Raw genomic sequence first — 12,219 nt, forward strand, 5'->3', positions numbered from 1 at the left:
CATTTGCTCAGTGAGGGGCATGCCAATGTGCGCGTTTATCGACCGAGCTAAGTGCCCGGGGCTGTTTGCCTGTGGCTTGCGTCACCGGCCCCCCGACGCCAGTCGTCAAGCCGTCATGGCTTTCGCCGACTCTATGTAAATAGCTGCCTACAATTAGTCAGCTGACCGAATCCTCTGATCGAGATACACAAGTGATCGAAAATCTACGCAACATCGCCATCATTGCTCACGTTGACCATGGTAAAACCACCCTGGTAGACAAACTCTTGCGTCAATCCGGCACCCTGGAACGCAACGAGCTCAACGACGAGCGCGTGATGGACTCCAACGACCAGGAGAAAGAACGCGGTATTACCATTCTCGCGAAAAACACCGCGATCAACTGGAATGGCTACCACATCAACATCGTGGACACCCCAGGCCACGCCGACTTCGGCGGCGAAGTTGAACGTGTAATGTCGATGGTCGACTCCGTTCTGCTGTTGGTTGATGCTCAAGACGGCCCTATGCCGCAAACCCGTTTCGTGACCAAAAAGGCTTTCGAAGCCGGCCTGCGTCCAATCGTGGTTATCAACAAGGTTGACCGTCCAGGCGCACGTCCGGACTGGGTTCTGGATCAAATCTTCGACCTGTTCGACAACCTGGGCGCTACCGAAGAGCAACTGGACTTTAAAGTCATCTACGCCTCTGCGTTGAACGGCATTGCTGGTCTTGACTACAACGAAATGGCCGAAGACATGACGCCGTTGTACCAGGCTGTTGTCGATCACGTTCCAGCTCCACAGGTTGACCGTGATGGCCCGTTCCAGATGCAGATCTCGGCACTGGACTACAACAGCTTCCTGGGCGTCATCGGCGTTGGCCGTATCGCTCGTGGTCGCGTCAAGCCGAACACCCAGGTTGTTGCTATCGACGCTGACGGCAAGCGCCGCAACGGCCGCATCCTGAAATTGATGGGTCACCACGGTCTGCACCGTGTAGACGTTGAAGAAGCAGCTGCCGGCGACATCGTCTGCATCAGCGGCTTCGACCAGCTGTTCATCTCCGACACTCTGTGCGACCCACTGAATGTTGAAGCGATGAAGCCGCTGACCGTTGACGAACCAACCGTTTCCATGACTTTCCAGGTAAACGATTCGCCTTTCTGCGGTAAAGAAGGCAAGTTCGTCACCAGCCGTAACATCAAAGAACGTCTGGACAAGGAATTGCTGTTCAACGTTGCTCTGCGCGTTGAAGAAGGCGACTCGGCCGACAAGTTCAAAGTGTCCGGCCGTGGTGAGTTGCACCTCTCGGTACTGATCGAAACCATGCGTCGCGAAGGCTTCGAAATGGGTGTTGGTCGTCCGGAAGTCATCATCCGTATGGTTGACGGCGTTAAGCACGAACCGTACGAAAACGTAACCATCGATCTGCCAGAAGATTCCCAGGGCTCGATCATGGAACAGATCGGTATCCGTAAGGGCGATCTGACCAACATGGTTCCGGATGGCAAGGGCCGTGTTCGTCTTGAATACAACATCCCTGCTCGTGGCTTGATCGGTTTCCGTAACGAATTCCTGACCCTGACTTCAGGCGCAGGCATTCTGACCAGCATCTTCGACCGTTACGACGTGATGAAGTCGGGCGACATGTCCGGCCGTCAGAACGGCGTTTTGGTTTCGGTTGCTACCGGTAAGGCGTTGACCTACTCGCTGGAAACTCTGCAAGCGCGTGGCAAGCTGTTCCTGGGCCATGGCGAAGACGTGTACGAAGGCCAAATCGTCGGCATCAACAGCCGCGACAACGACCTGGGCGTTAACCCAACCAAAGGCAAGAAGCTCGACAACATGCGTGCTTCCGGTAAAGACGAAACCATCGCTCTGGTTCCGCCTATCCGTTTCACTCTGGAACAAGCACTGGAATTCGTTCAAGAAGACGAACTCTGTGAAGTGACTCCAAAGTCGATTCGCCTGCGTAAGAAAATTCTTGGCGAAAGCGAGCGTACCCGCGCTGCCAAGAAAAGCGGCAACTGAGTTTAAGTAGCGTTAAAAAAACGCCCCCGACAGCGATGTCGGGGGCGTTTTTGTTTGTGTGGCACACGCTAAAAGACTGAATGATTCTCTGTAGGAGGTTTGGTGGTGTTGATCAAAAAATGTACAGAGTATTATCCACCGGCTTGCGCTCAGGCGTCTTCGGCACGTACGCGCAATAACCAGGGCGCGGCCCTATTTTCGGGTGGTTGCGGCAAGTATCCGGGCGCTTTTCGTAGATCGTACACAAGCGGCTTTTACGGTCCAGGTACAGGCAATCGTTGTTGCTCATGCGCTGCAGGGTAAAAATCCCGAGCTTCTGGTTATAGCGCTCGACGATTCCGTCTTTTTGCAGGCGTTTGGCAATGTTCTTCGGCGGATCGCCACGCTCGAACTCGTCTACCAGACCGATGCGGATCAAGTCCTTGATCTTCACTTCCACCGGCAACGTACAGCAGCTGGAAATGCAGCCGCCGCACATGGTGCTGGAGTATTTGGCCCAGGTATCGATTCGGTCGATTTCTGCGGCGGCGATCAGTGTGGGTTTCATGTGCTCACATTTTCCGGGTGTATCGGGCGCGCGATGATACCGGTGCTTGCCGAGTTCGCGTAAGCAAAAATTAACTGACCGACTGTCGGCGGTCTTTTTCAGGCTGTCATCAGGCCTTCGCATTCACTCGGCAGGATGGTGTTCTTTCAGTATCGAGAGCGAACATGCACAGCCCCGAGCAAGTCGTCGCGGACGTTTTTGCCTTGTACCAGCAACACGGTAATACCGAATACATTGGCGAACCCGTATCGCAAATAGAGCATATGTCGCAGTCGGCACAGTTGGCCATGGCCGAAAATTTCGACGATGAAGTGGTGCTGGCGGCGTTCTTTCACGACATCGGGCATATTTGCGGGCAAGACTCACAAGCGTCGAACATGGGCGGTTTTGGTGTGATGAGCCACGAGCGTGTGGGCGCTGATTATCTGCGCAAGTGCGGATTCAGCGAACGCGTGGCTAAGTTGGTGGAATATCATGTTCAAGCCAAGCGCTACCTGACCCTCAAACAGCCGGGTTATTACGATCAACTGAGCAACGCCAGCCGCCGAACGCTGGAGTATCAGGGCGGCGTGATGAGCATTGAAGAGGCTGCGGCATTCGAGAAAGACCCCCTGAGCAGCATCAGCCTGCGCATGCGCCAGTGGGATGAATGGGCCAAAGAGACCGACGTCCCGGTGATGGATCTGAAATTGCTCAAAAGCAAAGCGCTGAAATTATTGACCACACACCACCTATAGGCACCAACTTGTTGGCGAAGCTGATCACACGCCACCTGTTGGCGAGGCGGCGTTTCTGGCGAGCGGCATCTAGCTCTCTCGCCAACAAGTTAGCTCCTACAGGGCGAGTCGTTCCGACCAGCCTACTCAGCCAATACCTCGGCCAGCCTCTCCACCTGCTCCTGCCTCTCAGCCTGATTCAACTTCGGGTGGGGATTTAGCGACGACCATTGCGGATGGGCGCGGGCTTTTTGCAGGGCACCCGGGAGTTTGCCTTCGCGCCAGGTTTGGTCCTGTGGCTCGTCCAAGGTGATGCTGGTCATCGCCGCATGACCACGCATCGTCAGTGCTTGCAGCAAGTGGCGTTGGCGCAGGGCGAGCAATCTCAGCACCGCGTCATCCACCGTCAGCTCGCGCTTGCCTTTAAACTTGCCAATCAGCCGTCCGCCATAACTGCGGGCTGTTTGCAGAGCCCCGCCCGCAATTGCGCCGGCCAGCGCGGCAGCGCCCAGGGTAATACCGCCTAACAATAAATCGACCCCGGCCCCGGCTGCCGCGCCTGCGGCTATTCCGCTACCCACCCGAACGCCCAACACTTTCAGGGTTTCCGGGTTGAACAAGTCGTCGCCCCAACGCCCATCCAGCAACGGCAGATCATCGGCCGCAGCGTCCCCAGGGCGAAACGCATACAGCTTAAGCAGTAACTCGACGCACCGTTGCTCGCGCTGGCGCACGGCTTTACGCAACTCATTGATTGCCGCCAGCTCCAGGCCGGAGCCGGTGGCCACGCTACGTCGGCACGCCGCGCAATCCACCAGCAGCTCAGCGATCAGCCGCGCTGCGCTTTGCTGACGGGCCACGCGTTGCGCCTGTTGGTCAACAATCAACCGTTCCAGTTGATCGCGGGCGTTTTCCAGCAGCAGGGCCAGGCTCTCATACAGTCGACGCTCGCCGTCCTCTGGCGGCGCCACACTGTCAAACCGTACCAGCGCATGCAGTCCCAGCCGCGCCAAGGCGTCGCGCCATTCGACTTCGCGATGCTCGGCGCTACTGACGAAATTCAGCACCGGCAGCAATGGTCTACCGCAACTGGCCAACACCGCCAGCTCATCACGGTATTTGGCCAGGACCGGCTCCCGGGCGTCGATGACATACAGCCCTGCATCCGAGGCCAGTAACTGACGCAACACCTTGGCTTCCTGCTCGAAGCGTTGCCTGGCTTCGCTGCCCTCAAGGAATCGCGCCAAGCGGTCGGGCCCGTCAAGGCGTTCGCCGGGACGATCCAGGCGCTCTAGATAATCGAGCAGGGCGATGGCGTCTTCCAGGCCGGGGGTGTCGTAAAGCTCCAGCAACGCCTCGCCATCTACCGACAATCGAGCACCCTCGACATGGCGGGTTGTGCTTGGCCGGTGAGACACTTCGCCAAAGCCGACATCACGGGTCAAGGTGCGCAGCAATGAGGTTTTGCCAACGTTGGTATGACCGACCACGGCGAGCGTTAGTGCTTTAGTCATGACCGGTCTCCAACCAATCCAGCAGCGAGCTGTCGGCATAAGTAAGGTTGAGGCCGTTCAGCGCCGTATGCCAATCGTCCAGGCGCTCCATGTCCAGCGTTTGACCTTGCGGCGCCTGGAGCAACCACACCCGCGTAGCGCCAGCACAGCGCGCCAGCTCAGCGATCAGCGCAAGACTGCCACGGTCAGGCGAACGGCGTGGATCACATGCAATTGCCAAACGCGCAGGCGCAAAGCGCGTGAGCTGATCAAGCAGTTTCTGCCGAGACTCGCGGCTGTCGAGAACGCCCCCGTCGCTGATCGTCTCAGGTAACGATGGCGGCCATGGCTGCTGCTCGTCCAGCTCAATGGCGACCAACAGCGCCCCTTCGCTGTCCAATGCCACGCTGTTGCTTTGAACGCTATGCAGGGCTTCAGGCGCCACATCATTGATACCCAAGCGCTCGCTGCTGGGCATCAAGCGTTCCCGCAGTTGGCTATATCCAGGCAGATTCAAATCCAGACCGAGGGCGGCCCGGCCGCGACGCCATTGCCATAGACACGTCAGCGCCAGCAACAGTCGCGGAACAATGCCAAAGACCAGCAATACCCCCACCAGCCATGCGGCCCAGGCCTGACGAGCGCTGTCGATGTTCAACGCAGTGTCGCCACTGGCGCGGATCATGGTTTCGGTCGGTATGTCGAACCCCAGTAGCGTCGGTATCGCGCCCAGCAGTTGGGTCACGGTGACGAAGGTGTCGCTGCGCAAAATAGTCGTTTCCCACACGAAGCCGTAACGTCGGGTTGCCATTAATAACAACATAACCACCAAGGCGCTCAGCAGCGCCAGTAACCATGCGCCGTTGACTACCATACCCAGCGCCCAGCGGTTCAATCGTTGACGTTGCAGCAATAAAATCAGCGCTGGGCCGAGCTGAGCGGCCTGGGCGTCCCGGGCAAGTTTTTCACTCAGCCATAACCACAACCTGCCTAGGCTGGCGGTGCTTTCCCCAGCGAACAACATGCCCAACGCCCAACTCAAGAGCAAAATCAAATTCAGCCCAAGCAAGCTGCCTAACGCCCAAAAGACGTTGACCGGGGATTGCCCATTGCCCAGCGCGGCGAAGGCCAGGCCGGCGCCGCTGAGCGTCACGATGATCGCCAGCACCAGCAACGCCAGGCGTGCACCTTGTTTCCAGTGGCGAAGGGCATGGGTCAAGCCGTCGCGGTCGGCCAGCCATAACGCGCGGTTTTTGATGCGGGTCGTCAGGTCGCCAGCGGTGGCGCGGGCGCGGCGATTGGCTTCCAAGTCTTCCAGCGGGCCTGCGTGTTCTTCGCGCAGGCGCACGGCTTCAGTCAACCAGAGGCTATCCATAGGGGTCAGAGCAGTCACGCGGCGTCTCGTTGATGAAGTCAGCGCTGAGCATAACCTCTGTGGCGCGGCTCGTGTGGTGGGGCTGAGGGCCAGCTGTGCTTCTGCTATTCTCGCGGGCATGAAAACTCATCTCCCCCTCAGCCTGATTGCCGCCCTCGGTGAAAACCGGGTGATCGGCGTCAACAATTCCATGCCGTGGCATTTGCCTGCGGATTTCAAATACTTTAAGGCGACCACCTTGGGCAAGCCGATCATCATGGGCCGCAAGACCTGGGAGTCACTCGGTCGGCCCTTGCCTGGGCGATTGAACCTGGTGGTCAGCCGGCAGGTTGATTTGCAGCTAGACGGCGCGCAAGTGTTTACCTCGCTGGACGCTGCCATCTCACGAGCCGAGCAATGGGCCGGTGAGCAGGGCGCCGATGAAGTGATGCTGATCGGCGGTGCGCAGTTATATGCGCAGGGCTTGGCCCGGGCCGATCGACTGTACCTGACCCGCGTCGCCCTCAGCCCCGACGGCGATGCCTGGTTTCCCGAACTCGATGCCGCAGAATGGACGCTGGTCTCGAACCTCGAAAACCCGGCGCTGGACGACAAACCGGCTTACAGTTTTGAGGTGTGGGAACGCTCTTAGGGCGACAAACACTGGAGCCAACTTGTTGGCGAGGGTCTCGATACGGTGCGTTCATATACACCGCCTCGCCAACAAAGTTGGCTCCTACAGATAAGTGCAATCATTGTGTAACAAATATGTCGCTTTTGAATTGCCTGTCGCGAACCGTTATCAACATGACGCCTTCGGAACATAGGTAGTCGCTGAGAAACCCGATATGTCATGAGATTTTGCTACGGTCGGTGCTTAACCAAAAGAAGGGGACCCCGTTATGAAGCTCGCGCCAAAAATATTCGCTGCCGTACTGACGTTGGGATTGGGCGTAGGATTTGCCAGCCAGACGTTTGCCACCGAGTTGACCCATTGGCCCGCCGCTCAGGCCAAGCAGCTCAATGCCATGATCCAAGCCAACGCCAACAAGGGTAACTTCGCGGTATTCGACATGGACAACACCAGCTATCGCTACGATCTGGAAGAGTCGCTGTTGCCGTACATGGAAAACAAAGGCCTGATCACCCGCGAGACACTCGATCCGTCCCTCAAGCTGATCCCCTTCAAAGACACAGCCGATCACAAAGAAAGCCTGTTCAGTTATTACTACCGCCTGTGTGAAGTCGACGACATGGTCTGCTATCCATGGGTTGCCCAGGTATTTTCCGGCTTCACCCTTACCGAACTCAAAGGCTACGTCGACGAGCTAATGGCTTCCGGCAAACCGGTTCCAAGCACCTATTACGACGGCGACACGGTCAAGCAAATCAACGTCGAGCCGCCGAAGGTCTTTACCGGCCAGGCTGAGCTGTACAACAAGCTGATGGAAAATGGTATCGAGGTTTACGTTGTTACGGCTGCATCCGAAGAGTTGGTGCGCATGGTCGCAGCGGATCCCAAGTACGGTTACAACGTCAAACCGCAAAATGTTATTGGCGTGAGCACGCTGTTGAAAGACCGAAAAACCGGCGAGCTGACCACCGCGCGCAAACAGATCACTGCGGGCAAATACGATGAAAAAGCCAACATGGGTCTGGAACTGACGCCCTACCTGTGGACCCCGGCGACGTGGATGGCAGGTAAGCAAGCAGCAATTCTGACCTACATCGATCAGTGGAAAAAACCGGTTCTAGTGGGCGGCGACACGCCGACGAGCGACGGTTACATGCTGTTCCACAGCGTTGACGTGGCCAAAGGTGGTGTTCATTTGTGGGTCAACCGCAAAGACAAATACATGACCCAACTCAACGGCATGATCAAATCCAACGCCGAAGCGCAAGCCAAAGAAGGCCTGGCGGTGACCGCAGACAAGAATTGGGTAATCGTTAAACCGGAAGAGATTCAGTAAGGCGGTAATGCAAAAACCTGTAGGAGCCAACAATTTGGTTCCTACAGGATGGTGGCGCGTTACGGCATCAATTTATCAAGCATCGCCTTGTCACGTACCGCGCCTTTGTCGGCGCTGGTGGCGAGCAGGGCGTAAGCTTTCAGGGCTGTGGTCACTTTGCGTGGACGCTTTTCAACCGGCTTCCAGCCTTTCGCGTCTTGCTCGACACGGCGACCGGCCATTTCTTCATCGCTGATCAACAGGTTGATCCCGCGGTTAGGAATGTCGATCAGCACCTTGTCACCGTCGCGTACCAAACCAATTGCGCCGCCCGCTGCTGCTTCTGGCGAGGCGTGGCCGATGGACAGACCCGAAGTGCCCCCCGAGAATCGACCATCAGTCAGCAAGGCACAGACTTTGCCCAGGCCCTTTGATTTCAGGTACGACGTCGGGTAGAGCATTTCCTGCATGCCCGGACCACCTTTCGGGCCTTCGTAACGAATGATCACGATGTCGCCGGCCTTCACTTCGTCTGCGAGGATGCCGCGAACAGCGCTGTCCTGGCTTTCAAAGATTTTTGCGGTGCCTTCGAACACATGCACCGACTCATCGACGCCAGCCGTTTTGACTACACAGCCATCCAGCGCGATGTTGCCGTACAAGACGGCCAGGCCGCCTTCTTGCGAATAAGCATGCTCGACGCTGCGGATACAGCCGTTTTCACGGTCGTCATCCAGGGTTTCCCAGCGGGTCGACTGGCTGAACGCCGTTTGCGTGGGAATACCCGCCGGGCCTGCTTTGAAGAAGGTATGCACGGCTTCGTCGGTGGTTTGGGTGATGTCCCACTTGGCGATGCCTTCAGCCAGGGTCTTGCTGTGCACAGTCGGCAAGTCGGTGTGCAGTAAGCCACCACGGGCCAGCTCACCAAGGATGCTGAAAATCCCGCCCGCACGGTGTACGTCTTCCATGTGGTACTTCTGGATGTTCGGCGCGACTTTGCACAACTGAGGCACTTTGCGCGACAGGCGGTCGATGTCCTTCAGATCGAAATCGATCTCTGCTTCTTGGGCCGAAGCCAGCAAGTGCAGGATGGTATTGGTCGAGCCGCCCATGGCGATGTCCAGCGTCATCGCGTTTTCGAACGCTTTGAAGTTGGCGATATTGCGCGGCAGAACCGACTCATCGTTCTCGGTGTAGTACTGACGGCACAAGTCAACGATGGTCCGGCCGGCTTGCAGGAACAGCTGTTCGCGGTCGCTGTGAGTCGCCAATTGAGAACCGTTGCCCGGCAATGCAAGGCCGAGGGCTTCGGTCAGGCAGTTCATTGAGTTGGCGGTGAACATACCTGAACACGAGCCGCATGTTGGGCAAGCGCTGCGCTCGTATTCCGCCACTTTCTCGTCGCTGGCGCTGGAGTCGGCGGCGATCACCATGGCATCGACAAGGTCCAGGCCGTGGGCTGACAACTTAGTCTTGCCCGCTTCCATCGGCCCGCCCGAGACGAAAATCACCGGGATGTTCAGGCGCAAGGCAGCCATCAACATCCCAGGGGTGATTTTGTCGCAGTTGGAAATGCAGACGATAGCGTCGGCACAGTGGGCGTTGACCATGTATTCCACGGAGTCAGCGATGATCTCGCGGCTCGGAAGCGAATACAGCATGCCGTCGTGACCCATGGCGATGCCGTCATCCACCGCGATGGTGTTGAATTCCTTGGCGACACCACCCGCACGCTCGATCTCGCGCGCGACCAGTTGGCCCATGTCTTTGAGGTGCACATGGCCCGGTACGAACTGAGTAAACGAGTTGGCGATGGCAATAATCGGTTTTTTGAAATCGGCGTCTTTCATACCCGTGGCGCGCCACAACGCGCGGGCGCCGGCCATATTGCGACCGTGGGTAGACGTTTTCGAGCGGTAATCAGGCATGGAGCACTCCGGCTAATCAGGTATCAGAGGGGGACAGAGAGCTTCTATTGACGCCGCGAGCGTCCGGCAGTGACCGGAAACTGCGATGAAACCGATAACGCTACGGGATCGCCGCGCGCTCGGCCTGAGCTCATAAACCCGCCGGGGGATGACTGGCGATGAATAAAAGCGATTCTACACCTGTGGTGGCAGGAGGGAATGCCGGGTGTGCATCTGAGGGGACATCCGGTCTGTAATGACGCCAATGGCGAGCAAGCCCGCTCCTACAATTAAAATGCGATCTCCTGCCGCCGGTATTCTCGCGATTGTGACTCAAGCCCAGCCGTCTTTCTTCTTACGCCCACGGGTCATGCTTGGAATGATCAGGCCGATGAGCAGTCCGACGCCGGCGATGCTGCCGCCGTAGGCCATGTAGCGCATCAAGACCTGATTATTCTCATCACCCAGCTTGGCCTGCGAGCTGCGCAGGTCAGATTGCGCGTCGGTCAATTGCGCATTGAGGTCTTTATTGTGGGCTTCGAGCTCATCAATCAGCTTCTTACGGGTATCAAGGGTCTCTTGCATTCCCTGAACACGGGTCTTCCAGCTATCGTCGATAGTTTTCAACTGGCCGCTCAGGTCTTCCACTTGCTGAGTCAGCCCCGGCAAGCGTTCGGCTTGGCCGGGTACGCTTTGCAGGTCAGCGCTGGGAATCCATACGGTGCCGCCGCCTTCGCCGCGCACTTGGCTGTAGTCACCCTGGGTGTTGATCAGCTCGACTTTGCGACCGGACTTGAGTGTGCCGACAATACGGTAGCCATCGGTCGGCCCAGCGCGCACGTACGTATTGAGGCTGTCGCTGACCCAACGATCAGTGGTTTTGGCTTCTTCAGCCTGGGCCATGCCGCACAGCGCAAGCAGCGCGCCCAACAGGCTGGCAGCAAGGCGGTAATGCTGACGAGAAAGAAGTACAAAAAAATAAGAAGACATAGGCATGGATATCTTTGATTGCGAAAAAATAGAGGCGCCGATGAACGGGCCGGTGACGATGGGGAAACGATAGTCGAAGCAAGCGCAGTCGCTGCTACGGATTTTGGCAACGGGTGCCGCTTGTCCCCAACAAAGACATAGCGAATCGTTTCAAGTTCATTCCGGGCTGATGTGTGGCTCCGAATTTGATTACATGCACCACCGTGTAGGACATTTCTGAAAATGCTGAAGTCCCGTCATTTCCAGTTGTTCACCCACGCAGCGCCCCATAGACTCCTTCCCGCCGTATGTGCGGCTCAAGAGCATCCTACTTACATGGATTTCCCCTGTTTTAACTCATCCCGAACTTTTCCGATGATTCTTACTGCATCGTCGGTGGATCTGGCTGCGGACCCGATCAGCTAAGGCTGTTCCGGCTTCAGGCATCCGCCGGGATGCATGGAGCAAAAAATATGACCGAACTTAACTTCGCACAATCGCTGCGTGCCTCCCTCGAAGCCAACGTCACCAATGACGAACTGGTCCATAGCATCAGCAAGCTGTCCGCTCAAGAGCGAGAAAATCTTCTTCGTCGCCTACCGTCCATGGCTCAAGCCGAACGCGACGAGGCGACTGAAGACTTTCACAAGGGTGCCTTGATTAGCACTCCCATTGGCAGTCTGAAAAACGCGACCATTTCTCTGCTCTATCGCAAGCGCGTTCTCTGGCTGGTGCTACTGGTATTCGGCAATCTGTTCTCAGGAGCAGGGATCGCGGCCTTTGAGGACATTATTGCGGCCAATATCGTGTTGGTTTTTTTTCTGCCGTTACTGGTTGATAGCGGCGGCAACGCCGGTTCTCAGTCAGCAACGTTGATGGTTCGCGCATTGGCCACCGGCGACGTGGTCATGAGCGACTGGTTGCGTCTGTTAGGGCGGGAAGTTGCTGTTGCACTTGGGTTGGGATTGACCATGTCGATAGCCGTCGCAGGGCTCGGAATGTTGCGCGGAGGCCCAGACGTTGCGTTTGTTGTCGCCACCAGCATGCTCATTATTGTGCTGGTAGGCAGTCTGATCGGCATGAGCTTGCCATTTCTGCTGAGCCGCATGCGCCTCGATCCCGCTACGGCCAGCGGCCCCCTGATCACATCCATTGCAGATGCGGCAGGCGTTCTGGTGTATTTCGGTATCGCGGCTTACGTACTGGAGCTTTGAAACCGCGCATCGGTTGACTGGCGCGGGCGACCCTCCAAGAGGCTCGCCCGCACAGCTA

At 57.3% G+C, this 12,219-nt stretch carries 10 protein-coding genes; 5 read left to right on the forward strand and 5 right to left on the reverse strand.

The window, feature by feature from the left end; genetic code table 11:
• Window positions 1-191: 191 nt before the first annotated feature.
• On the forward strand, window positions 192-2,012 hold the full coding sequence (gene typA, locus JWR17_RS05160; RefSeq protein WP_299828961.1) for a translational GTPase TypA: 1,821 nt from the start codon (window positions 192-194) through the stop codon (window positions 2,010-2,012).
• 112 nt (window positions 2,013-2,124) lie between these two features.
• Here the strand turns inward: typA and JWR17_RS05165 are convergent, their stop codons facing one another.
• Window positions 2,125-2,559, reverse strand: a complete 435-nt coding sequence (locus JWR17_RS05165) for a YkgJ family cysteine cluster protein (protein ID WP_297839279.1) — start codon at window positions 2,557-2,559, stop codon at window positions 2,125-2,127.
• A gap of 164 nt (window positions 2,560-2,723) precedes the next feature.
• Here JWR17_RS05165 and JWR17_RS05170 point away from each other — a divergent pair, with 164 nt between their 5' ends.
• Window positions 2,724-3,296, forward strand: coding sequence for a phosphonate degradation HD-domain oxygenase (locus JWR17_RS05170; protein WP_299828964.1), 573 nt, complete (start codon window positions 2,724-2,726; stop codon window positions 3,294-3,296).
• Window positions 3,297-3,418: 122 nt separating this feature from the next.
• Here the strand turns inward: JWR17_RS05170 and JWR17_RS05175 are convergent, their stop codons facing one another.
• Together JWR17_RS05175 and JWR17_RS05180 are read right to left on the reverse strand one after the other, a co-directional pair.
• A complete protein-coding gene (locus tag JWR17_RS05175) occupies window positions 3,419-4,789 on the reverse strand; it encodes a GTPase/DUF3482 domain-containing protein (protein WP_299828966.1) in 1,371 nt (456 codons plus the stop codon).
• A complete protein-coding gene (locus tag JWR17_RS05180; RefSeq protein WP_299828968.1) occupies window positions 4,782-6,161 on the reverse strand; it encodes a DUF2868 domain-containing protein in 1,380 nt (459 codons plus the stop codon). Before JWR17_RS05180 ends, JWR17_RS05175 begins: the two co-directional genes overlap by 8 nt.
• 100 nt (window positions 6,162-6,261) lie before the next feature.
• Here JWR17_RS05180 and JWR17_RS05185 point away from each other — a divergent pair, with 100 nt between their 5' ends.
• Window positions 6,262-6,774 carry a dihydrofolate reductase gene (locus tag JWR17_RS05185; RefSeq protein WP_299828970.1) on the forward strand — a complete coding sequence of 171 codons (513 nt, stop codon included), beginning with the start codon at window positions 6,262-6,264 and terminating at the stop codon, window positions 6,772-6,774.
• A 250-nt stretch (window positions 6,775-7,024) separates the two neighbouring features.
• Entirely contained in the window at window positions 7,025-8,092 is a 1,068-nt protein-coding gene (locus JWR17_RS05190; RefSeq protein ID WP_299828972.1) for a haloacid dehalogenase-like hydrolase, read from the forward strand.
• Window positions 8,093-8,151: 59 nt separating this feature from the next.
• On the opposite strand, the gene ilvD is transcribed toward JWR17_RS05190, so the two are convergent.
• Entirely contained in the window at window positions 8,152-9,999 is a 1,848-nt protein-coding gene (ilvD, locus tag JWR17_RS05195; protein ID WP_299828974.1) for a dihydroxy-acid dehydratase, read from the reverse strand.
• 312 nt (window positions 10,000-10,311) lie between these two features.
• A complete protein-coding gene (locus tag JWR17_RS05200) occupies window positions 10,312-10,968 on the reverse strand; it encodes a TIGR04211 family SH3 domain-containing protein (protein WP_299828976.1) in 657 nt (218 codons plus the stop codon).
• A 452-nt stretch (window positions 10,969-11,420) separates the two neighbouring features.
• Between JWR17_RS05200 and JWR17_RS05205 the strand changes: the two genes are divergently transcribed.
• Window positions 11,421-12,161, forward strand: a complete 741-nt coding sequence (locus tag JWR17_RS05205; protein WP_299828978.1) for a magnesium transporter — start codon at window positions 11,421-11,423, stop codon at window positions 12,159-12,161.
• Window positions 12,162-12,219: the final 58 nt, after the last annotated feature.

This window comes from Pseudomonas sp. (assembly GCF_028293835.1).
In the GTDB taxonomy this organism is placed as follows: domain Bacteria; phylum Pseudomonadota; class Gammaproteobacteria; order Pseudomonadales; family Pseudomonadaceae; genus Aquipseudomonas.